1 protein-coding gene (only partly in view) is annotated in these 26,670 nt (G+C 68.0%); it reads right to left on the bottom strand.

The window, feature by feature from the left end; all coding sequences use genetic code 11:
• Positions 1 to 26,670: the 5' portion of an Ig-like domain-containing protein gene (locus tag HUA74_RS16735; protein ID WP_174455318.1), read on the bottom strand. The gene continues 5,433 nt to the left of window position 1, outside the view; the window shows 26,670 of its 32,103 coding nt (coding positions 1-26,670); the start codon lies at positions 26,668 to 26,670; the stop codon falls past the left edge of the window.

Here is a 26,670-nt window from a genome sequence, read left to right as displayed (position 1 = left end):
GAGCGCGGCGATGTAATCAGCCGGAGGCGTCACGCTGACCTGGGTGGCGTAGAGCCGCGAGCCCAAGGCATGGAACATCCGCTCACCGGTGACCGCCAGCAACGGCGCGGCACCCACCATGACAGGCCTGTCGACGTAATAGACGAAGCCAGGCACCGCGGGACTCGACAGATCCAACTCGAATAGCCGTTCGCCACCCCTCACCGCGAAGGCTCGACTCCCCGCCTTGAGCGACGTGACGTCACTCGTATCGGACCACCCCACGACTCGCGGCAGCTCGGGCCTGGAGACATCCAGGGCAAAGACGCCCCCCTGCTCCACCGCCACGAGCAAGTGCTGCCCCAGGACGGCCAGCTCCCGGGGAGTCCCTTCGACTCGCGCCGACCCCAGTGGTGTGACGAAGGCATCGGGCCCGGAGTGGACCAGCCGCCCCAGCGAGACTCCCGTCCCGGTCGCGACAGCAACCAGATCCCCCAGCACCGCGACATCACGCGCTCCCTCGAAGAGCCCCCCATGGACGATGGCCTCATGGCCCATGACGGGCGCGGTCACCTCTCGCTGCTGGAAGACTTCCTTCAGGTGGCCCCGAGCATCCTTCGCCCAGGCCTCGACTCTCAGCAGGGTGCCAGCAGGCGTCTGCGCCGGAACCGTGTAGCTCACGGAACCGCCCCCTGTCGCGACGATGGTGTCGCCCAGCTTCACGCGCAGGCCCAGCTCCGCCACCAGGTGCGAGTCATCGCTCACCTCCAGCGTCGCGGCGACGGTGGATCCGGCCGCCACCACCTCGCCAGTCGGCTCCACGTCGAACCGGGTGATGTTCGGGAACGTCGAGTCCGCCGCCACCGTGACCTGCATCCAGGCCGCCGACTCACGTCCTTCATCATCGATCAGCCGGGCAAAGATTCGCATGGGGGTGCTCGGCACCCCCTCCGGCAGCCAGGGCATCCTGAGCGTCGTAACCGTCTCCGGCGAAACAAGAACGCGCTGCTCAACGGCGGTCTCCTCCGTCGGTCCGACGGAGAACCGCAACGTGTACGGGAAGATCGGAGCCATCCCGCCCGGGAAATGCGCCGATACCGCGAGGGACTGCCCCTCCACGACCTGCGCCGGCAGGGCCTGCAACGAGAACGGGTGCCCCGAAGGCAGACTGTTCGGCAGGATGCGCACGACGACAGGCACGGAGATGGCCTGATGGGTTCCGTCGGAAGCGACGGCCTCCAGCGTCACCGCGCGACCATACTCCTCGGTGACACCGAGCACGGGCACGGACAGCACCGCCTTCAACGACGGAGCGCTCACGGTGACGGAGTTCAGCACCGTGGCTCCGTCTCGCAGCGCCACCGTGACGAACTTCACCCGCGCCGGGTCGACGAACACGGGCACCACTTCCAGGCGCGCGCCCTCCAGCACGGAAGGCCGGGCCTGGAGCGAAATGAACTCAGGGCCTGAGGTGGGCTCCGTCAGGTTGACGGTGTCCTCCGCCTTGACGGAGTTGCCGGCCTGGTCATGCACCCACAGTTCAAGGCGCGCCGTGGCTCCCGTCAGGGGCAGATCCACCGCATCAGGGACCTGCCCGTCGAGAACCTCCACGGTCCGACCGTTCACCTTCAGCTCCGCCACATAGGACTGGAAGGCGTCCACCCCATCGTTCACCGTCGTAGTCAGCGCCACCCGAGCCCCCTTCACACCCGTCTCCGGCGCCACCAACGCCACCACGGGGACTCCCGGACCACGGCCCAGCGGCAAGCGTGACACTCCGCGAGCATTCGCCGCGTAGAGGTCCGCGGCCCCAGCGGCTGCCATGCCCTCGAGCCCTGGGAACGCACCAACGCTGAACGGATAGTCCATGGCCGCCCGAGGCGCTGACCTTATGTCATGGACGAGAAGCCCCTGCGCCGTGCCCAGGACAAGCCACGGCCCCAAGACCGATGCGGAATGCGGGGGCCCCTCGAACAGAGCGTCCGTGGTCCCCAGGCGCGTGATGGCACCGTCTGCGTCCTCGTAGCAGCGAACAAAGCCCGCTCCGGTGCGAGCCCCGACCACGCATGCCCGGTCGGGTGCCACGGCCACGACGAAGGACGCCCCTTCGATGGACTCCGATAGCCGATCCTGGGGGGCATGGGGAACCGAGAGGTCCACGGACTTCAATCGCCCCGCCTCCAGCACCCAGCCCCGCTCCGCATTCGCCGCGAGCGCCGTGACAGAGTTCCCTGAGAGCCGCCCCATGAGCGCACCCGCCGCCGTCCGCACCTCCAGCCCCTCATCCGTGCCCACCAGAAGCCAGGCACCTCGCGAGGAGGCCACCGCCGTCGGAGGCCGCCGCAGCGACACCGTCGTCGTGACCAGGTCAGGCAGGGACAACAGTTCAAGGACGCCCGAGCCCATTCGCTCCAACACCACCGCGAGCCGGTCCTCCACGAAGGCCAATCCGACCGCGCGTCCCTTCAGCTTCCGCGTCCCCAGGACCTCGAAGCTGCCACGAGCGCGAAGTTCGACGATGCTCTCTCCCGCGAGGTCATCACGCAGCACGGCCCAGGCGTCGCTTCGCGCCGCCACACCGACCACCGGAGCTCCAACCTCCAGCTTCACGCTTTCCGCACCGCGCGCGAAGACCGCCAGTGTCCCCTGCTTCGTCGCCACGAACCGCCGCGAGCCCGTCTCCAACGCCCCCACCGTGGCGATCACCGGCGCGGCCTCTTCGCCCAACGGCAACCGGAAGCTCCCCTCCTGCATCGCGAGGATGGTGGCACCCGCCACCCGCAACGAAGCGGCGGACGTCAGCGCGGCGTCCATGTCGTCCACCCGGAGAGTGGAGCCACCCAGCCAGACCGGGCCCACCGGCCTCGTCGAGACTTGAATCTCGGGAGTCGGCAACTCCCCATCGTTCACGAGCCAGAAGGACTGCGCGAGCGGTTCGCTTTGCAGCCCGTTCACGTCCGTCGCGATTGCATGAACATGGATCCGGTACGGCTGTTCTCCCACGAGAAGCGGGAGCTTGAACACATGGCGCCAGGGAGCATGCGTCAGCGTCACGCGCTGGGTGTCGACCCCCAACGTGACCGATTCCACTCCCGCCGGTGAGACCACATCGACAACGACCTCCACGGTCCTTCCCTCGACCAGAGGGTCCTGGTCCCTCGTTGGCCCGAGCAAGGAGACGTAGGGCTTCGCGGCGCCCGGGGCTGCCGGAACAACCGTGACGTCGAGCAAGGCTTCGCCTTCATTGCCACGACCGTCCCGCGCGATGACTCGGAGCTTGACCTGGGTGTCCTCGTGAACCGTGGGAGCTACCCACCGCAACGGCTCGGGGAGCCCCTGGAAGGAAGCAAGCTCCTTCAGCGTCCCGGCGCCCACACGCTGCTGGAAGATGGTGGTGACGATACGGGTATCGTCGGAGACGGAGACTCGGAGGTCCATCGCCGCCCCCGAGGAAATCCTCGCGCCCTGCGCTGGCATCCGCCACGCAACCGTCGGACGGGTGACGTCGCGCTCGACCGTCACCTGCAACAGCGCCGGAGGCGACGTCTGGCCCCGTGAATCGACCGCCACGGCGACAAGTTCGTGGATCTCCGACACGTCACCAGTCAGGGGCAACGAGATCGTCTCATCCATCGACTCCTGCGTCTTCGCGACGATGGCAACGCGCCGGAGCGGCACGCCGTCCAGGCTCAGCTCGATGGCCCGAAGTTCCTCGGCATCGTCCGCGCGCACCTGCAGGGTCAGCGACGCGCCTTCCTTGAGGCTGACACTCGCCTGTCCCGGCTGCGTGAAGCGGACCGACGGCAACCGGTCGCTGGTCAGGTTCACGGTCGCCCCAGACGTGCCAACGTTGCCGCCGCCATCCGTCACCCTGGCCAACAGGCTGGAGGTTCCCCCCGAGGGAACGGTCCGCCACACGTGACGGAACTCGTGCGTCGCGGCATTCGAGACCGACAGTGGCACTCCGTCCACGAGGAGCTCGACCTTCGCCAGACGGTTGCTGTCGTCCGTCGCCTTCACGACGAAGACGTACTCGGTCCCGACACCGAGCACCGCATTGCCCACGGGCTCGTTCCGTCCCACGAAGGCCAGCGACACCGTGGGGTCCACGGTGTCCTCCGTCGTGAAGTCATGGGGTGTCGGCGTGGGTCTCAGATTGCCCGCGAGGTCATAGATGTTCGAGAGCGTCAGCCTGTAGGTGCGGACCGAAGGAAGGTCCGCGGACCCTGGCGGTCGCGTGAACAACACACTCGCGCCGGAAACGCTCACGGTTCCAGGCATGGCGAGCCCTGTCGCAAGGTCCGTCAAGACTGCCGTGGTGGGCGCCTCCGTCCCTGTCCCCAGGCGCACGGGTTCGTCGAACGTCGCGCTGAACACCTTCTCGTCGCTGGCGACGGCGCCCGCTGGCGCATACATCGGCTGCTGAGTCGGCGGCCGCAGGTCTCCTCTGTAAAGCGACTGAGCCAACGACAGGCTGGCCCCTGGCTGCGAGAGGAACAGTGGCACCCAGCCTTCGCCTCCCGGAGGAATCAGCACATCCACTCGGCCCGTCGCGAAGTTCATCAACCGCGCCGGCGCTCCATTCTCCGTGAAGCGGACCTCGATACCGCGCGTGAAGCCAGTGCCCATCAACGACACCCACTGGCCCCCGAAGTCGACCTTCGACGGAACGACCTCCGAGACGGCGACCGGCGCGGTGTAGACGAAGCCTCCCGGCACATCCGCGCTCCCCTCGCCATTCACAACGCGCACGCGGACAGGGCCCGCATGCGCCGTGGGCGGAGTCAGGACCCGCAGCTCCGAGGACGTAGCCTCGTGCGTCGGGTCATCCGTGGCGAGCGCCGCACCGAAGTACACCTGCGTTCCCGGAGCGAAGCCCGTTCCCGACAACGTCACGAGGGTGCCACCCGCGACCGGACCATGGTCTGGGACGAGTTCGCTGACGGAAACACCTGGAGCCAGTGCCCCACCGCGCAGATCGAAGTTCCAGGTGCTACGCAGATTGCCGCCCATGAAGGACGTGGGCTTGAGCCCGACACGCGCCGCGTAGACACGGCCCGGGGTCAGCTCGCCCTGCGGCAGGAAGCGCAGGGTCGACCCCGAGCGCGACACGGACGACGCCGGGACGACGGTCTCCCCGTCCAGGAGTTCGAGCGTCGAGCCCGAGGCCACGGTCAGCGGCAGCTCGCTCGCGAAGGACACCGTCAGCGGAGCCCCGAGCGGCAGCTCCTCGCCCGGACGCGGCGACGTGCGCCACACCGTCGGGTACGGCAACGTGTCGAAGAGCTGGGTGCCCGACGACCTGCTCACCAGTGCAATGCCATCTCCGAGCAGGGCCTTCGGCGAAGCGACTGCTGCGTGCGCGAAGAAGGTCCGCTCCACGAAAGGAGCTGACGCCGTGGTGTCAACCCAGGAGGCACGCTCGGTGCCCACTGCCAGCAGCCAGGGCCCGGCCAGCGCCAGGGAGCGTGGCTGCGTTCCCAGCCCTCCCTGAGCGGTCCATGAGCCAAGACGCCGCGGCGCCGTCGGGTCCATCACCTCCAGGAGATGCGCGGACGCGCCCGTCGCCACGGCGACCCGACTGCCATCCACCACCAGGTCGTGTGCCGTACCCGAGAGCCCCTGCACCTCACTCAGGAGATGCAGCGCTCCATCGTCCAAGCTCCTGAGTTCGATCCGCGATACCTGCTGTTCCTCCAGCAAGAGCACGAGCGAGGAGCCCACGACGCCCATCCCGGCGATACGCGCCGGTGCCACGGAGTGCTGTGCCACCACCACGAGCCGCTCTCGCGTCTGCCCTGCGTCTCGCAGCGTCGCCAGCACCACCAGCTCACCGCCACCCGACACCGCGACCGTCGTCGCGTCCGGCGCCGCCGCCACCGAGGACAGCGACTGTCCCGCCACCAGCGGCACGCGGTCGACCTCCACGGGGCTGCAACCCACGCCAGGCCCACTGCCACAGCTCCCCAGCGCGTAGCGCACCACTTCGCGCTCACCCAACAACACGGCGTGGCTTCCGGCGACCACCAGCGCAGTGGAGGCACTCACACCCGGGACACGTCCCAGTTCCAGCTTGTTGCCCGAAGTCGACAGGTCGATGGCGACCAACTCGTTCGCGCGAGCCTGAAGCAGGGTGCTCCCCACGAGCGCGCTCGCCGGGCCTCCGCCCCCCAGTTCCTCGCGTCGGGCCAGCGTGAAGGTAAACCCACCCGGGAGCTGGCTCGACACGGAGCCCCCCGATGTCGGCGTTTCGACTCGCACATCGACCGGTCCCACGATCCCATCGGGCAGCGTCGCCGTCAGGGTGCCCGAGACGTCCACCGAGGTGGCACGGGCGGGGATGCCAGAGAACGTCACGCGAGAGCCCGCGTAGAACCCCTCACCGTGGATGCGAATCTGCTCGCGGCTCATCGTCTCCGCGAAGCTCGGCACCACGTTCGTAATCTTCGGCGCCACCAGGTAGCGATACGCCCCAAGTCGGGACACGGAAAGGCCGTCCGCGTTGACGACTTCAACCGAGGCCGCGCCAACGACTCCGGGCGGCGCGGTGACGGTGATTCGCGTTCCATCATCGGACACCGCGCAGCTCCCCGCCGCCGTGGCCCCCGCGAGCTGGCCACCGATACGAACCTTGCAGCCCGCCCTGAAGCCAGTACCGAAGAGTTCCAGCGTCTCACCACCCGACGTCAGGCCGTAGCCGGGCATGACCTCGGCCAGGGTCGGCCCCTCAACGGTGGCCTGTGACGCGGTCTGGAACCGGACCTCCGCGTCCGTCCCCAGCACCCCGCCCTGAACGTCAGCGAGTCCACTGCCCACCCTGAGGACGTAGTGCGCCGCCACCTGAAGGTTCGTCGCGGGGTCGAACACCGCGCGAGCCCCGCCCTCGTCGGAGCGAGCCTCGACAGTGCCGGCCACGGGCTGTCCACCCAGGGTCTCCAAGCGGACCTCCGTCAAGGTGGCGGCGCTCGGCAGCTCCGACAGAAGCACCGTCGGCGAGATTCCCACGGGCACCACCTCGCCCTCGGAGGGAATGGTGCCTCGCAGCTCGATGTGATCCAGTTGCACCGAGGCAACCGTCCCGGCGAGTGCTCCCGAGCCATCCTCGGGAGGCTGGATGGGCAGTTCCACCGCCCGACCTGCCTTGTCGAGAACAAGCGTCCCCACCAGGAGATAGCGGTCCATCATCGCCAGCGTGCTGGCATCTCCGTGGACCAGCGCATGTGAGAGCTTTGTCGGAGAGCCTGCCAGGGGCACTCGGAAGCGCTGCACCTTGCCTCCGCCCGCCGCGACATAGGCGATTCCGGCGGCCACTCGTGTCTGCTCCGCGGACACCCGCCCGCTGTTCATCACATCCTCGAGCAACAATGCCCCCGCAAGCGAAGGCTGCGAGGGAGTCGACAGGTCGACGATGGCCACCCGGGCCTTTTCCCCGAGCGAAACGAAGGCGCGAGCACCCTCGGTCGTGATGTGACTCGCGGGTCCCAGCAACGGCAACTCGCTCACCTTCGCCAGATCTCCCCGGCGCGCATCCAGCACGAGCAGCCGCGCTCCATCAGCGCCTTCGGCCGCGGCGAGCAGATAGTCACCATGCAGAGCAAGCGCCGTCACCCCTCCTGGGATGAGCCGCTGATGGGTCAGCCGAGGCTGATCGGCCTCCGTCGTGCGGTAGGCCCGAATGCCCGAGGAGTCCGCAACGAAGAGCATCTCGCCCCCCACCGCGACACCCACGGTTGTTCCGGTGCCAGCCAACGTGTGCATCAGCGAAGGCGTGGAAGGCCGCGTCACGTCCACGACCTTCAGGCCGCCCGTCCCCGCGGCGACGTAGAGCAACGAGCCCACCTTCACGAGCTGATACGCCCCCGACCTCGAGCTGTCCGAGAACATGAGGCGAGCCACCTGCCGGACGGCCGTCGGCTCCGAGGGATCCGCGATGAACAACCCGCCCTGTGCCTGTGCGCGCTCACCACCGCCTGCCACGGCAACGCCCTGAGGGCCCGTCACCTCGACCTCGCCCCCGATGGACGCATACACGATGCCCCGGTCCACGAGGACGTGGCGCAGCGGAGGTGTCTCGAGGCGCGCGACCGCACCCGCGCCATACAGGAAGGGCCGTGGGCTGACGGCGGGATGCGATCGTGTGCCCCCTGAATGGGTCGGCGTCTGGAGATTGGCTCTGACCTCCACGAGTCCTGGCGCGTGCGGCGGTGCCACGGCAGTGACGCGCGCGGAGGAGTGAACCCGGACATCGAGCGAGGGGGTGCCACCGAAGAGGACGTCCATCCCCGGCATGAAGCCCGCCCCCGTGAAGGCCACCTCGACGCCTCCCGACTGACTGGCATGGTCGGGCGTGGGCGCACCCAGCTTGAGCGGATCGCGATAGAGGAAGCCTCCGAGTCGCGTGGCGACCGGGCCCTCGGAATAGCCGACCTGCACCGCCGCCGGCCCCGCGACCGAAGCGGGCGGAACCTTCACGGTGAGCGCCTCCAGCGCACCGCCGGTCCACGCGACATTGCCCGCTCCAGTGATGTGCACCCCTCCGATGGAGACGAAAAGTCCGGTGCCACCGAACCCCGTCCCCTCGATGCGAATCGTCGTCGTCTCGGTCAACAGCCCGCTGGCGGGCACCACGTTGGAGATGACGGGCTGTGGGCGACCCCCTGCGTCCACCTGGAACCCGAAGGCGACAGGGCTCGCCAGGGAGCGCGTCACCCCCGACTCCAACAGCAGCGACTTGATGCTATCGGCGGCGAGGGAGACCTCAATCCGCTCTCCTGGCGCGAAGCTCGAATCCGGCGTGAAGAGGAGATACGAACCTCGCGTGCCAGAGAAGATGACCTCGCTCGCGCCACTCACGGTGCGACCCGTAGGGGGCGGATAGGCCTCCGAGAACGCCTTCACCGCGAAGCGCGCGACCTGGAGCGAGCTTTCATCGACGTGCATGTTGAAGTCGATGTGGATTCGCGAATCCACGGCCGCCACCGCCCCCTGCGCGGGGAAGTGGCCCACCGCGAGCAACTCCGCGGGCGAGACCTCGACAATCGTCTCGCTCGCGTCGCGCGTGGCCACCAGCAGACTGCCGCCGTACCACGTCAAGCCCGTGCCCTCGGCCACGAGTGCCGTGGCCTGGAGCTTCACGGGCTCCGCCTCGTGCTGCGGCGATACGTCGAAGACGTAGAGACGCGCCCCCACGGTGACATAGGCCCGGCCCGAGCGAACCGCGATGCGCGCGCGCATCAACGCGTCCAGAGGCAGGCCCGCGTCGATCACCACCCCGCCCTTGCGTGCGCCCTCACGATCATGGATGGCGAGCCGCAACCCGTTGGCGGCTCCGTCACGGATGTTCGACGTGAGGACGTAGAAGCGATCCACCCCCAGGTCGAGCGCGAGGCCGTCCTCCGGATAGAGCGGCACGGCGCGAATGAACACCGGTTGCGCGGTGGCGAGGTCGAAGACCTGGAGCTGCCCGCTGGCCGCTCCCGGCTGCGTCACGCTGACATAGGCCAGCGTTCCCTCGATTCGAACCCCCGTGGCGAGACCACCCGTGGTGGCCCGGCCCACGAAGTACGGACGCGTCAGGTCCGACACGTCCACCACGGAGATGCCCGCCCCCTCGGCGAGCACCGCGAGGTTCCCGCTGACATCCAGCCCCAGCACCGCCTGCTCCGTCGCCACGCCTCCCTTGCGGAGGGGACGCTCCTCGAGGGTCATGTCGAAGATGTCCAGCCCCACCGAATGGGACGGCCCGCTTACGCCAACAAACAACGTGTCACTCACCCGCTTCAGCTCTGACACCTGCTTCGGTGGATAACCCGGCAGGTCCAGGTTCATGCGGAATGGCATGTCATAGGCAAAGGTCGCGAGCGGCCACCCGTCAGCCCCTGCCTGTCCCTGCGAGGCGTCGACCAGCTTGACGGTGGCCAGCCCGGCCTCGTCGGCGCGTGGCACCGTGAAGCGCACCGTGCGGAGGTCGACGATGTCGACGTCCACGGCCGGTTCACCCGCCACTCGGACCGTCATCCCCGGCATCAGCGCATCGCGGTCGAGCACCATCGTGACCCGCGTGTCTCCCGCCACGGGGCCATGGTCTGGAGACAGGGTCGCCTGAGCCTCGGACGCGGTCTCCAGATAGAACAGCGCGGAGTGCAGCTCCGACGAAGGCCCTCCCGGGTGGATGACCTTCACGTCCACCGCGCCGGGCCGTTCCGCGGCGGGTGCGGTGAGAGTCAGAGTCGTCCCCTGGCCCGCCATGACACAGCCACTTCCACCGACCGAGCAGTCCACCACGCGCGCGTCCTGCCCGCTGCCCGTGAAGATGACCCGCTCCGTGCCCGTGAACCCCGTCCCCAGGAGGGTCAGGCTTCCACCCGTGGCACGCGGAAGGCTCCGCGGCTCGAGGTCGGCGACCAACGGCCGACGGCTGTTCGCCTTGCCCGTTTTGAACGTCGCGGCGAAAGGCAACAGCAGGCGCCCGCCAGACTGATCTGTCACACCAGTCGTCAGCCGCAGCACGTACGACGTCTCCGGCTTCAGCGTGCCCTGCACCTGAACCTTCACGCCATGAAGGCGCGTGTCGAGGTCGTTCTCCGTCGTCAGCGTGACGCCCACGGGTTGCCCGTCCGCGCCAACCGCCGGAAGCCCGTCGGAGCCTACGAGCTGGACCGTGCCCGGGTGGATGCTCGGAGCGTGGATGGGACGGTTGATCCGGACGAGCAACTCCGGCCCATCGGGAGAGATGATGGACCCGCGTGTGGGCACCACGCCGGTGATGAACGAGAAGGGAACGACGAACTCCGTCAGCCGGTCACCTCCCGCCAACACCAGGCGGTCACCGGCCACCGCCGTGTCGAAGGCCACCTCGGTGTTGCCGCCACTGATGAGCTGTGGCGAGCGTGGGTTCGCGACATCCACCAACACCACACCGCCTCGATTCGAGGCCACGAAAAGCATGTCCCCCAGGAGCCGCAGTCGCTGCGGCTCGCCGGGTGTATTGGACAGTTCTTCGTCGAATGGGATGCGCAGGCCGGTAAGTTCCTCTGCGGTCGCCGGATCGGAGACATCGAAGAAGAGCACCCCGAGCTCCGCGGCCGCGACGATGGCCGTGTCACCCACGACCACCACGTCGGTGAAGGTGGCTGGGTACTCCAGCCGCTTCACCCGCGCCGCCCCCGGATGCGCGGAGGCGTAGATCTCCAGGGCGCCTCGGGGCACCGCGCCCGCGCCGTGATACGTCGTGCGCTGTCCACCCCGGGCACCACCGCCCAGGGAGTACTCGGGCGGCGGAGGGAAGGTTCCCTGCGGGTTGTTGCAGTAGTGCACGCCCTCATGGTTGCCAGTGACCACGTAGAGCCGGCCATCCCCCACTGCCATGCCATACGGCTCGTCCTGCAGGGGAATGCTTCCCACGAGCAACGGGTCCGCCGGATAGCGCGTATCCATCAGCCTCAGCACGCCGGACGTGCCGACGGCGGGCTCGGAGAGGATGCACAGGCCAGCCCCTGGCGGAGGGTTGGGTGTCATGCCGTTGAAGGCCACCCAGCCGCCGACCTGGGTGGGGAGCAGGCGTGTGGCGAGCTGTGGCTCTCCCCACGTCCCGAAACTCGCGCGCCCCAGCACCTCCATGGACGTGCCCGTCGAGCGCGTCACGGCCAGGCCCGACGCGCCGTTCGCGACGAGCACTTGCCCACCGCGCGTCGCCACGTCGAGCGAGTCCGGGGTGAGATCCAACTCGGGCCACGGAGTCTCGACGGGCAGATAGCCCGTCAGGATGGCCTGAAGCACATCCACTCGAGAAGCGTCGGGCTCTGCCCGCGCTTCCAGCGAAGCCGTGGGCGCACCTGCGCGCTGGACATCGAAGCTCCCCACGACGAACGCGTCGAGGAAGCGGCCCGACGGGTTGTATACCCCCGAGTAGTCCGTCGGCAGGCGGTTGCCGCTAACGGACGCACCCGCTGAGGCGTAGAGCATCAAGGGGTTGTCCGACGCCACGGCGAGTGACTTCGGCATGAACGAATGGACCGCGACCTCTCCCGGGGTGGGCGGAGGTGGCAACGAATCCACGACGCCGCCGCGCTCCAGGCCATACGTCACAGCCTGGTCGAGAGCGTGCTCCTCGTCGAACACCGCGCTGGTGCCCTCGCCCGAGTTTTGAGGCAGCGACGACACGACCTTGACCTTCGCATAGCGCTCGAGCGCATCGAACGAGCCCGGAGGCGCCGTCACACTCAACTCGGTGGTCGACACGACTGAAACGGACACAGACTCAAGCCCGCCGACGAAGACCCTGGGCGCGCCCAGGGCGCCATAGGCCCAGGCTGGCAGGAAGCCGTCACCCGTGATTCGCATCTGGCTGTTGCCCTTGGGGTTGAGGAACCGAGGCGTCGCCTTGGCCAGATACAGGGGAGCCTTGTAGAGGAAGGCACCCGCGCGCCGGTCCCACAAGCCCGAGCCGGAGCCCGGCACGAGCTGCCCCTGGGAATCCAGTTCGCCGTTGAGGACCACCACATCGGCGAGCCCGGGGAGACCCGGCGGGACGTTGACCACCAGTCGCGTCGGGTCATGAGGCAACGACGGCTGCACTTCGGCGGGAACTCCACCGATGAGGACAGTGGTCTTCTCCGCGAAGTTCTCGCCGAGAATCTGAACGAAGGCATCTCCCTCCGTGGAGGCAACACGGGGGACCACTTGACCGAGCACGGGCCGAAGGCCGTGGGCGTGGGCCGCCTCGAAGCCCACCTCGAAGGGTGACAACAGATGACGCGCATCCGGGGTCAGCAGCGCCGTCGAGACCGACAGTCGCACGCTGGCTCCCTGCGGAAGCGGAGATTCCGGGCGCAAGCGAATGAGGACCGTGCTGACAGGCTCCGCCTCGCTCCCTGCTTCCAGGTCCACGAGTGGCGATGCCGTGCGCAACCACTCCTCGCCGTTCACGGTCAGCGACACCGCTACACGAGCGCTCTGGGCAGTCACCGTCGAGGAAAAGGTGAGCAACAGTGACGACAGATCCCGAGGAACAACCTCGCCAGCCTTCACACTCGCGGAGACCAGCGTCAGCTCGGCCGCCGGGCCGAACTCCAGGGACCAACCATGCGCGCCCCGGTCGCGAGCGCTGACCACGCGGCCACCCGCCACGGCCACCCGCTCGGCGGATCCTCCGCTGGCCCCCGCGACGTGGTGCGACAGCCGGGGGTTCAGCACGTCACTCAGGTCCACCACGGCCACGCCCGCGGCCCCAACGGCCACGTACGCGAGATCTCCCACCAGTCGGACATCGGACGCGAAGCCCTTGAGCACGTCGGTGCCGAGCGAGGGCCCTCGCTGGATGTCACCGGGCTGGGACACGTCGACCAGCACCAGGCCCTCGTTGCCGGCGGCCACCACCGCCCAGTGATCCTGACGCAAGCGGACCCGTTGCACGTCGAGCGACAGGAAATCCTGGTGCGACGGAGCACGGTCCACGCGAACCGTGTGCAGACGCCCCCCGGTGAAGCGGTGGCCAGGAGTCCAACGCCCGGAGCCCACGACCGCGAGCCCGTCTTCCACCGCCAGGGCAGAGACATCGGGGCCACTGCCTTCCGACCCCAGGGGTGACGGCAGCAGGTTCATGAGGAAGGGGCTGTGGGTGATGTCGAAGCCACGCAGACCCGCCGATCCAGCGGCGGCCAGCAGGCGATCCCCACGAGCATCCAGACCGAACACGCCCCCCGCTCCGGAGGACGTCACGGTCACTTCCTGGGGCTCCGCGGGCCGGGAGATATCCAGTTCGAGCACCTGCCCATTGACGTACGCACCGTGATTGGAGAACACGCCCGCGCCCACGAAGAGCCGGTCATTCCATTCCGACGTGTAGGAGAGGGAGAGCAGTTCGCCCCCGGCGTAACTCCACGCTCCGACGATGCGGTCATCCACCTGGTCGCCGTCCTCGTCGATGAGTTCGTTGCGTCGCTCGGGCGGGATGGGTGTTCCCGCGAGCCTCCCCAGGAGATAGAGGCCGGAGAGGTCGACGACCCGAAGACCCTCCGCGCCCACCATGTAGACATGGTCACCGATGGCCACCATGTCGCGAATTCCCCCCTTGAAGGCGACCGAGGAGTCGGTGGGCTGATCGAAGATGTACGCATCCTGCAACGTGTCTCGCGCGCCGTTCGGATGAACCACCGTCACGTCCACCGCGCCGCGGAGCCCGTTGGGCGTGAAGGCTTCGATGCGCTCCATCCCCAGCGTGCGAACGCGCAGGGCTGGAGCTCCATCGAACAGGACCTGCGTCAGCCCCGCGGTCGTGAAGCCCTGGCCCGTCAGCACCACCTTTGAGCCGCCTGACGAAGGCCCTCGACCCGGGGTGAGGGAGAGCAACCGCAGCGGCTGCATGTAGATGAAGGCGCCGGTGCGAATCAGTGTTCCGCCCGACGGATTGCGCACCTCGAGCGCCACCGCCCCCGCCGCTTGCGCCGCCGGAGTCCGGACCTTCAGCTCCGTCGGAGAGGCGGCCTCGACCACGGCGGGAACACCGCCGAAGCGGACCTCCAACCCACTTTCGAAGCCCGCCCCCGACAGCGTGACGAGCGTCCCGCCCGCCACCGGCCCCTCGCGAGGAGACAGCGCCGCGACGACCGGCTGACGAGACACCGTCTCGTCCGACGCCTCGAACTCCATCACGAAGCGACCGGGCATGAGGGAGCCCTTCTCGGCGCCCTTCAGTCCCGTGACGACGACCCGATAGCGCATCCCCGTCTCGAGGAGGTTGGCGGGCGTGATGACGATGCGGTCGGAATGCTCCTGCGGGATCGTGACGGTCGCCGTCACCCACTCACCCTCGACTGAGCCGTTCAGCTTGACGAGCCGCACATCCAGCCGTCCCGGAGTCGCCACGGGCATGTTGAGGTCCAGGACGACGTTGACCGTCTTGGGCACCCCCGTCTCGTGAGCCCGAGGCTGCGTCGAGACAATCATCGGGAACGGCACTTCGATGATCGCCAACCCATCATTTGGAGCGACCTGATTCGGCGGCGAATAGACCTCGCGGAGGGCCGCCACCACCACGCCGCGGTCCATGGCGATGCCGCCCAGGGCGGTCGCTGGCCAGAGGTCCACGGCGTCCACGGGGAGCGGCGCCAACGGCTCGGAGCTCGCGGTGAGTTGCACCACGCTCCCACCCGCGCTCACGCCCATGTGAGGACCCAGTCCAGACATCGAGAAGCGGGTCCCGACCAGCGCGGCCACGGATGAGACCTTGCGCGGAAGCGTCGGCGGAACCAGGGATGCGAGGCTCGCCTCGCCATTCACCGCGGACAGGCCCGTCCCCTCGAAGAGGGCCAGTTCTCCCATCGCCGGGGCCTCGCCCACCACGGGGAAGCCGGGGCGCGCCAGGTCCACCACGAGTGTCGCCCGCACGTTGACCGAGGATGCATCGAGGACGCCATAGCGCCCCATCACCTTCACGCTCTGGATGGAGACGGGCCGCACCGCCCCCTTCAGCAGGAATGACCGGAGGGCGCCCAGCAGCGAAGGACGCAGCGGGTCCACGATCGAGAACACCGCGAGGCCACCTTCACCCGCCGCGACGAGCGCGAGGTCATCCACCACGGCGACCTCCAGCGCCTTGCCTTCAAAGGGCAGCGCTGACACGAGCCGAGGCTGCGCCGGAAGACTCACGTCCACGACGAGCAGCGACGCTCCGCCCTCCCCCGCCATGTCCACGTACGGGAGTTCCTCCGCCTCCGCGGCCACATAGGCAACGCTCCCGCGCACGGTGAGCGCCTGGGGTTTGTACGGCGGAGGAAAGGACGCGCCGCCCATCACGCTCGCGCTCGCGGGCACCGCGACGTCCACCACGGAGAGAGCACCCAGGGTGCTGCCCTTCAACACCTCGGTGATATCCTTGGCCTCTTTCGCGATGAAGGCGTCGGAGAGCAGGTAGGCCCTGTTGTCTGCGAGCACGACCCGGCCGGGTCGCCCCTGGGGCAGCCGATCGGCGGGACGACCTTCCGGCCCATCCACAACGGGCGTGTAGCGAGCAATCCGCTTCGTCGTCGCCAGATTCGAATACAGGTACGCGCTTTGCGCCACCGCGCGCTGCCCGTCTGGATTGATGACGATGACGTCAGCGGGCCCGAAGCTCCCGGGCGGTGTCACTACCTTCATTCGGCCCGGCGAGAGCACCGTGGCCACGGGCGCCTTGCTCCCCTGCGGCGCATCTGTGGACAGCCCTCGGAAATAGACCTCCGCGCCGAACTGGAACCCCGCCCCGGACAGCTCCACCTCCTGCCCACCCACCAGCGGCCCCGAGGAGGGACTGGCCAGGTTCACCTGGAGGATGTCCATGTACACGAAACCACCCAGCAGGCTCCCCTGGAGACCGTCCGGGTTGATCACCGTGACTCGCGCGGGTCCCTCCACATGCCGGGGCGTGCGAGCCATGACGAAGGCACCGTCGTCCGTGTCGACGATGACATCCATTGCCTCGACGCCCGAGAAGTACACCCGTGCGCCCGTCACGAAGTGCTCGCCGGAGATCTTCACGAGCGTGCCGCCATCCACGGCCCCCGCCCTTGGAACCACGCCGCTCACCCGTGGCGCGGTTCCCGTCGCCGTTCCCGTGCGGAAGCGCGCCATGAAGCGCTTCTCCAACGCCTGGCTGAACGGAGGCTGGCTCCGGAGGCCCTCTTCGACAGTGATGGAGTACTGGGTGTCAGGCTCCAGCACCGTGTGTTGAGGCAGGACGAGCTCGATGCGGTGAGCATCCGACTCGCTCACGCGCACGGTGACGTCGACAGGCGCGCTGTTCAGCAGTCCCTTGCGAAGGGCAACCCGAGCGGAGGTCACCGTCAGGGGATCCACGGGTTGAGAGAAGCCAATGGACAGCTTCAACGCCGCTCCACCAAGCGCGACCTGCTCCTCGCCATCCGAAGGAGTCACGTCGGTGACGACGAGCCGGGGGACGGTGAACTCCGCGATGCCAGCGTGGCCAAACAGGGTCATCGGCCCCTTCGACGTCAAAAGCACGTCCTGGGCCGCCGGCACATTGGCGTGGACGAGCTTCGTCGCGACGCCTTGGTCATCCACCATGGACGTCGAGAGCAGCCCCTTCACGGGACGAGACTCCGCGTCGATGTACTGCACCGTGGACACGGACAAGTTGCCCCGGGCAGCCACCGAGCGCTGCCCCGTGGCCAGCAGGTCCGCGCGAGCTGACGCATGGGACAGCAAGGACAGAACGCGTGGCGTTCCGCGCATCTCCACCACCGCGAGCGAGGCGGATGCGCCCTCGCACCCGATGAAGACCCGCGTCCCTTCGGCCGACACGGTCTCCGCGCTGCCTGGAAGAGGGAGGAAGCCCAGCTCCCCCAGCTCAGGGTCCGTCAGGTCGTGGATTCGGAGTCCTCCCGTCCCCGCCGCCACGAGCAGTCGGTCACCGACGACCGCCACGTCTCGGGCCCCGCCCGTCACAACCAGCGTCGTGAGCCGCTGCGGATACGCCGGACTCGCCAGGTCCACCACCACGACGCCCGCCGCGCCATTGGCCACGAAGCCGAGCTTCCCCGCCGCCGCCACGCCGCCCACCTCGGGACCCGCCAGGTCGATGGAGCCCTCGCGCTTGATGTTGCCGACGTCCCGGATGTCGAAGAGCACCAGCTCTCCGGCACCATCCCGTGCGGTGTGACGAACGCTGACGAGCGCCAGCTGCTCATGGAACGCGGAGGCCACGGGCACGCCGTCCAGTGAGTGCGCGACAAGCCCGGCAATCGGCTCTTGCGCTGCAGCCGACACCTGGAAGAACTCGACCCCCTGGGACACGGGCGCCCCCCAGGGCGCTCCGGTGATGCCCACCACGCCCACCGTGTTGCCATCGAAGGCCAGCGCCGACAGGCGCATGTTCTCACCCGCGAGGCCGAACGGTTGATAGGGCGGTCGCGCGGGGCGCATGCCGCCTTCCAGCCGGATGACCTGGGACACGCTCGAGTTCCCTGACACGTCACTCGCGCGAGCCTGGAGCGTGCGCTGTTGTCCTGCCATGGGCGTCGGCAGCAACCAGGAGTACCGATAGTGAGTCCGTCCCGATGAGGCCACAACGGGCATGGCCGTCGAGCCGAGTTCTTCGGTCACAGATCCGCCACCCGGCAGGTCCCTCGTCGCGGTGAATGACACCCGGTCGATCCCGGCGTTGTCCTCGGCGAACGCGGACATGAGGAGCGGTTCACCTTCCGTCACGATATCGAGATGCGGTGGGTCGACGAGCTCCACCTCCGGCGCCACCGTGTCCGGAATCGTGCCGACCTTGCGCACCGCGGAGGCGGTCTCCTGTCCGGCCTTGTCCACGGCCACGGCCTGCACGTCGAACGTCCGGCTCCCGCTGCCCAGCGGAGCGACGAAGCTTCCGACATAGGCGCCAGGCCTGCCTGGAATGCCCGCAGCCGCGGTGGCCGTGGCGACCTTGCGCCCGTCCACGAAGAAGGACACGGACGCGATGCCACTGTCCGCGTCCCCGGCGTTGGCCTCCATGCGGATGCGAGCACCCGCGAAGACGACGCTGTCGGCTTCGGGGCGCGTCAGCTCCACCGTGGGCTTCTGGTCCTCCCGCACGGTGAAGTCCACGACCCCCGACAGCGTCGACTGCCCGGCCGAATCCACCGCACGAGCCGCCATCCACAACCGCTGCCCCACCTGGGACGCCTCCGCCATGAAGACGTAGTCGAAGGGCGCCACGAAGAGGCGACCCACTTCGACGAGTTGATCCGGCGCGGGGCCCACGAGGAACGTGACGTGAGAGAGGGCGACCCAGTCCCTGGCGTCCGCATGGAAGGTGGCCGGCTGTCGCACCACCACGGGCTTGCTGGGAGCAACCAGCGTCACACTGGGTGCCTCGTCATCCACCACGCTCACCGCCACGCTGGCGGTCGCGGACAGATTGCTCAGATCGACCGCCTTGGCGGTGAAGACCACGGGCACAGGGGCCCCGCTCGCGGGAACCAGGGCCTTGGGCACGGAGTAGGAGAAGCGGTATGGCGGCGCGGCGAAGCGAGCCACCTCGACGGGGGGGCTGTCACCGACCTGCGCGGCGAACGTCACGCTCGCGAGCCCCACGTTGTCGTCAGCGCGAGCCTCTACGTCGAGCCGCAGCCCCTCGCGAATCGCGGAGCCATTGGCCGGGGAGGACCACTTCACCGTGGGAGGCGTCGTATCGGGCTGCACGGTGACGGAGACCGGCTGGGCCTGGGTCGTCTGGTTGGCCGAGTCGCGAGCCTTCGCGTTGATGGTAAGCCGATGCCCGCGCGAGCCATGCGGTAGCGGAATCCGGAAGGCATAGGGTCGGGTGGTGCTGATGAAGTGCAGCGGCCCGTTCAGCCCCCCGTCCACGGTGACTTCGACGCCACGGACCTCGACGTCATCCTGTGCGGCGACGAGGACGGAGAAGTCACGGCCCTCGTAGACGATGCTCTCATTGCCTGGCTGGGCGATGGCCACCGTGGGTGACTGGTCCTTCACCACCGTCAGGATGACCGTCTGGGAGACGACGTCATGGCCGAAGCTGTCCTTGGCCCGGCCCTGCAAGCGAAGCGTTCCGCCCTCCGTCTCCGGCACGGGGACCAGGAAGTTGAACGGAGGCTGGGTCAGCGTGGCGACGGGGAGTGAGGCACCGTCGAGATAGAGCGAGACGGACGTCACACCGACGTCGTCTTCCGCGGACATCACCACGGGGAGCAGGTTCATCGCCACCGCGCGCGTGCCATCCGCCGGAGACAGGATGGACAGCGCGGGCTCCCGGTCCCTCACTACATCAATCTGCTGGTACTCCATCTCACCGTAGTTCCCGGAGACATCACGGGCCCGCGTGGCGATGAAGTACGGGACATTGTCCAGGCCTCCGAGTCGGGCCAACTCCGGCACGGAGTGCTGGAACGTCACCACGGGTGAGTACACGTCGAAGGCCGAGCCCGGCAGCGCGTTCTCGGTCGAGAAGCCTCCCGCGACGTGCACGAGTTCCAGCGCTTCGGCGCTGGGGCCGGCGTAGATCTCCACCCGGTCCACGAAGGCGTTGTCGTGCGCCTGGACCTGAACGAGCACGGGCGTGCCTTCGATGACGTCGCGGCCAAGGCTGGGCCGCAGGATGGTCGCGATGGGCAGTTGCGAGTCTGAGACGATGCGGACCCGTCGCTCCATGGAGGACCGATTGCCCTCCAGGTCCCGAGCCTCCACGCGAATCTGGACGAAGCTCTCCGAGCGGTTCGGGTCCAAACGGACGAAGCCCGCCGGCAGCGACAACAGACCCCGGAAGATGCGGTAGCGAGAAATCTCCTCCGGCACCACCCGCAGGTTGGCGAGCGCTTCGCGCACGGTGACGTCCGAAGCAATCGGGTCGCCTTCGTCATTGAAGAACGTCGGGACAGGAACGCCGTTGCGCTCCTCGAGTTGGAGCGCGGGCTTGCCGTTGACGAAGAACTCCACCCCCGTCACTCGCGTATCGTCCGCCGACAGCGCGCCCAGGCGAAGCTGGATGCTGCCTTCCACGAGCGAGGCATCCGCCGCGGGCTCCAGGAAGGCCAGCTCGGGGGCACGAGGCCTGCGGCTCTCCACCACCAGTCGAGCACTCTGCTCATGGTCGGCCGTGTCCTTGACCGTGATCGAGAGGACGGTGGGAAGGCCCTCCGGCCCCATGGGCGGCATCAACGACACGGAGAGCGAACTGCTCCCCACGGCGGGAACAAAGGTCTGCGTCCGTGGAGCCTCCGAGCCAAAGACGGTGGTCACGGACTTCACGCCGACGTCGTCCTTGGCGGTGAAGTACAGCATCGCGGGCTGGCCCTGAAGCAGGCTGACGAAGCCACCCTCCAGCTCCGTGCGGCTCAGCGTCTCGCCAAGGGCCTCAAGGCGGTCCAGTTGGACCACGGGCGCCCCGTCCTGGACCACCTGCAAGTACGACGGCTGCGAAACCGACGGGTTGCCGACGCGGTCCCAGGCCTGGGCATACAACTCGACGGCACCGAGGGCTTCCCGCGTCACGGGGAACGAGACTTCCCGTGACGTGCCCACCAGGAGCTGCTCGCCCTGGGGAACACCATCCACCAGCAAGCGGACCCTCGCGAGGCTCGCGTTGTCGGACACGCGCACTCGCACGGTATGCGGGTGGCCGGCCACGACGGAGGCGCCCTCTCCCATCCCAAGAATGCTCACCTGGGGCGCCACGGCGTCGGGCACCACCGTCATGCCCCGCGTGTCACGCGCCATGGCTCCGCGAGAATCCACCGCCACCGTGGTCAGCCGCGCATCCGAGGACGTCCAGGATTCGGGGATGCGGAAGTCGATCTGTCGCGAGGTCAGCGCCCCTGGCTTGAGGTCCACGCGCAGCGGGTCCACGGCCACCTGCTGCCCCGCAGCGATGGCGCGGACCTGATACGGCTGACCAGACTGATAGCGAACGGCAAGCCCGGAGATGAGCACGGGGTGGGTATCCCCCCCGGCCCGGAGCAACTCCACTCGGACTTGCTCGACGTCCACCACCCTGGCCGGGAACCCGATATCCACCGAGGTGTCGGCATTGGTACTCAGGGCCACCATGCGTGGCTGAGTGAGATCACCCGAGGGAAAGTCCGCCTTGAAGGCCTCCAGCGCCGCGCGGTCCTCCACCGGCAGGTTCTCCTTGGGACGCAGGTGATACGTGACACGCGCCTGGGCTCCCTGGGTCGCCCCCGCGACCTTCAACTTGAGGACGCCATGAGCGCCGTCGTTGCCCACGGCCACCTGCGGCGTGACTCGCAGGGCACCCTCTTCACCGGCCACGGTGAAGGCGCTGGTCTCGTCGGGAAGCGGATGCACACCGAAAGAAAGCGAGGCTCGCGAGAACGCGAAGTCGGCGGCGTTGAACGGTGCTGACTCCGTCCCGTCCAGGGCCGGGGCACGAAGCGTGAAATGGGTCGGCGCCACCGACTCCACGTCGGACGTGGAGGCCACCACCCAGGCGGACTGCAACCCCACGTCGTCCTGAAGTTCCAGTGAGCCGCCGTAGCGTTGCTCCTCGACCAGGTCCCCGCTTGTCGGCGCGACCCAGCGGACGACAGGAGCCGAGTCCGGAACCAACAGGCACGAGTACGCCGACACGGTCCGGCGGCTCTTCGTGTCCACCGCAGTGGCCTCGAAGCTCACCGTGCGTGACTCCGAGCTGGTCAACACAGGCAGGGCGAAATCTCCCGTCAGGGAGACACTGGCGGCCGGCAGCGTCGAGGGCGTCTGCGCGAGCTCCGCGATGGGGGCGCCCCCGTCGAAGCGCACGGACACGGACTGAACCGCGCTGTCATCAGAGGCATGGACACCGAGCTTCACCTTCGCCCCCGAGACACAGGACTGTGCATTGGGGACACCATCCAGCGAGACGCGAACCACCGGAGGGAGCTTGTCCTCGACAGGGACGATCTCGAACTCGACCTTCGAGGTACTGGTGAAGTTACCGGCCGGGTCATACGCGCGCGCGAAGAGGACGTGCCTCACAGGCGAGGGCTTGAAGCGGTCATCAGTGGCGGGCCGGAAGGAAACGGTTCCGGAGTACGTGCCCACGTAGCGGCGGCTGACCAGGATGTCGCCTGGCCCTTGCGGGTTCGGCGCGCGCACCTCTTCGAAGTCCTCTTGCGTGACGAGCAGGAAGGACTGCCCCGGGTCCTGCGGCAGCAACTCCGGACAAGCGGGCTCCGGATCTCCAGGCGAAGGCTCCGGACAGTCCAGGAACACCGCCACGCGAGAAACGCGGACGTCATCGGAGACCTCGACCCGCATGCCGAGGCTGCCGTTGGACGGGACCTGGATGACCTTGTTGGAGGCCGTCGGAATCGGCGCCATCAACAAGGCCGTGGGGTGCTCGACGTCGTCGAGGATGTCGAGCGATACGTCCGCATGCCCCACCTGGGGCACGGGGCTCACGTCCCTGACGGCGACACCTACGGACCGCTCCGAGGCGGGCGTGGATGCGTTGACGATGGGTGCCCGCACCACGAGCTTCTGCTGGACCGTGGCATCGATGGGACCGATGAACGGCTCCCGGGTGACACCGCCCGAGCGAGGCGCGACGCTCGCAACACCCTCGTCGTCGGCGACGGTGAAGGTGACGGTGACGTCCTGGCCCTCCTTCACCGGAGAACGCGGAGCGGGCGTCATCAGGGAGACGATGGGCGCGGTGTTCTTCACCGCCTGGAGCACGAGGGTGCGCTCCGCCGTCCGGTTTCCATCGTCCACCGCCACGGCGCGCAGGTTCAGCATCTTGTCCGCGAATGCAGCGGGCACATCCAGCTTCCACTTGAAGACCTGGTACAGCCCTTCCTGAGTGCCGGACACGGGCCCCGAGCCCACCAGCGACTCCGGAGCCGTGGTTCCCTTGGGCACAGTGGGGTCGCCCAGGTAGAGCAGCGCGTGTTGGACTCGGACGTTGTCGGTCGCGACCACCACGATGTCCACACTGCGACTGGCACCGGCGAAGACCCTGCTGCCCTCGGAGGGGCTGCGGAAGGCCACCATCGGAGGCTCGTCATCCGCGGCGACATTCAGGGTGAGGGTGACATCCCTGGTGTTCTCCACTCCGGCGCTGTCGAACGCCTTGGCCTTCAAGATGAAGGGGCCAGGAGTCGTCGGCAGCAACAAGTCGAACCGGTAGGGTGGCAGCGTCGCCGAACCAATGGCGTGGGCAGTTCCGCCCCGCATCTCGAACAGGTCGACGCGGGAGACCGCCACGTCGTCCTCTGCGTGAAGGACGATGGGGATGCGGGTGGCCGCCGTGACGGTGGTGCCGGTGCTCGGACTGACAAACTCCAGGGTTGGTGCACGGTCCGCCTTGAGAAAGACGGTGTGGCTCGTCTCCTTGCGATTGTTCGCCGCATCGACCACGCGGGCGGTCAACGTGAGCTGTTCCTTGGCGAGCTGTCCCTGGAAGAACTTCTCAGGAGGGACGACGACATGGCTGATGAACGAGCCAGCGACGCCCGCGCTTTTTCCCGGCGACACGTCCGTGAAGAAGGCGGTCTGTTCGTCATCGAGGAAGACCTCCACTTTCACGACGTCGACGTTGTCGACGCCCGCGACGGTGACGAGCAGTCCCTGGGAGTTGGGTACCTGCGAGTGGTGGCTCGGGGTCAGGATGGAGACGGTGGGCGGGGATGCATCCTTGATGAGCGATACCCGGATGGCGCCACTCTCCTGAACATGCCCCTGGGCGTCCCGTGCGACGGCAGTCACCGCCAGACTGCTGGCGGAAGGCGGGGAGGTCTCGGTGATCACCGGGGTGGTGTAGAGCGTCCGGTACGGTGGCGTGGAGGACTGGCCCACGGCCTGACCGTTGACCTTCCAGGTCACCTGCGGCGGGTCTCCGCTGTCGTCCGTGGCCGCGGCGGTGAGCACGATGGCCGTGCCCCCCATGAAGGAGGCGTTCTCGACAGGGGTCAGGATGGATACGGAGGGAGGGCCGTCGGCCTTGATGACGGCCTCAAAGCCCACGCGTCGCTCCAGTCCCGCATGGTCGATGGCTTGGATTTCGACGCGAGAGCGCTTGCCCGCGCTGCCGGGAGGCGGCGTCCAGGTGAGCTTGAAGTCCTGGGCCCCCCGAGCCGTACCACCCTGCCCTCCCTGATCCAACCGAGTGGTGGCGACGGCATTGCCATCCACGAGCAACGCCACCTGGACGCCGAAGAAGAGCGCGTCGTCGCCGACCGCGCCTTCGACGGACAAGGGGACCTTCTCGGTCACCTCGACGGTGTCACCCTGGGGGCTGCGGCGAGTGACGAGCGGCGGTGCGTTCCCGACGATTCGAACCAGGAGCGAGGCTCCTGCGGCCGTGGCACCATGACGGTCCACTGCGACGGCCTGGATGGCGGCCGAGGTGCCCTGGCTGCCGGGAGGGGGGATGTAATGGACCTCCCAAAGTGGAACGGCGGCGATCTGCTGTGGCTTGGTATTGGGGACGGGACGCAGTTCCACCCGAGGCGTCTGGGCAACACCCACCGGAGCGCCGTCAACGGTGAAGCGCACGGCCTGGAAATCGAGAGACGAGAGGGATCCCGAAGTCCAGTCGCCACTGGTGACGCGGAGGGTGTGCGGAATGCCCTCGATGAGGCTCGCGCCTGAGGCAGGCAGCTCATAGACGACCTTCATCGCGCTGGGACCATCAGCCGGGATGACCTTGACGTCGAGCGTGGACTGGGAGGAGGACTTGCCGCTCGAGTCCACGGCGATGGCCGCCAGGCGCAGAATGGAGCCTGCGACGGGCGGTGCCTGAATGCTCAGGGTGTAGGGGGCGGAGTCATCGTCGGCGGTGGGGACGCCGTTGAGCAGGAAGGTGACGTGCTTGACCGAGACGTCATCGGAGGCAGTGGCACGGACCTCGAAATTCGCACCGGCGGCGATGGAGGTGGGACCGGCGAGGTGGACCTGAGGAGCCCCATCGAGAGCCTCGACCCGAGCCTCCTCGATCCACACAACATTCTCCGCGGTAGTGTGAGTCGCGGTGATGGTGACCGAGCCGACACCGCGAGAGGTCAGCTTGCCGTCGGCGGAGACAGAGACAGTGGCTGACTTGCTCGAACTCCAGACCGTGTTCAGGGTGGAGGGAGACAGGTCGACGACTCGACCGGAGACAGGGTCATCCAGGAGCCCTTCGAGCTTGAGCTGGAGGGTCGCGCCAACGTGCTCCAGGGTCACCGTGCTCGGAGCGATGCGTGTCTCGACGATGCGCGAGGGGTCAGTGACAATGACGGGCACTTCCTCCGTGCGCTCCGCATAGGTGACCTTGATGGTGGCCTCACCCTGCCCCAGCGCGATGACCTCACCCGTCTGCGTAACCGCGACAATGGCGGGATTGCTCGACGAATAGAGGACACCATGCCGACCGCCGGACAGGTCAACATCTCCGGCGACGGCGAAGTTGCCGAAGACCTTGAGCTGCTCGCGGCGGCCGACCTGATCCATCATGAGTGAGTCGGGCTGCACGGAGATGGAGACAAGCGGGTCGAACGAAGCGGAGTTGGTGAACTCGACAGCAGAGGTATGGACAGTGCGGCCAAAGGGGTCCTGCAGGGCCACGTCGGCGATGACGACGCCGTCAGGGGGAACCTTGCCGTCGACGGTGGGAACAAAGAACTGGATGCGGCCCGGTGCGCTGGCGCGAGGACGACCCATGAGGCGGCGGGAGGTAACGAAGGCCTGGGCCTCCGCTTCACTCAGATCGCCGAACGCAGTGCGAAGCACGAGCGCGGAGGCCCCCATCATGGACAGTTCGGCGGAGGCCACCTGTCCCGTGTAGGTGACCTCGAGCACAATCCCGCCTGCGGTCAAGTCGGTGCGCACCGTCACGGGCGTCGTCCCGAAGCCCGGGGGGCTGGCCTTGGCGTCATAGGTGGTGGTGAACGCGGCGCCCGGAATCGAATCAGGGCCTACGGGAGTCGCGGTGACCTTCAGCGCACCGTCCTCAGGAAACGGAGCCTTCAGCGGGACGAGGACGTGAAACGGCAAGGCGCCAGCGAAGTCACGGTCGATTCGCAGGTTCGACAGGGTGACGAAGGCACCGTGAGTCGCGGAGGTTCCTTCGACGGAGACAAGGACCTGCGACACCTGATGTTCGATGTCGAAGCCAATCTCGACGCTGGTCGCACCAGGGCGCAACGGGGCAATGGGATAGGCCCCCGTCACCACGGGTGATTGTGCGCTGGCCACCAAGGCGAAGCCCAA

The organism is Myxococcus sp. CA051A, assembly GCF_013336705.1.
GTDB classification, from domain to species: domain Bacteria; phylum Myxococcota; class Myxococcia; order Myxococcales; family Myxococcaceae; genus Myxococcus; species Myxococcus llanfairpwllgwyngyllgogerychwyrndrobwllllantysiliogogogochensis.
Note: the sequence above shows the minus strand (reverse complement) of the source record. Positions and strands in the feature narration are given on the sequence as shown.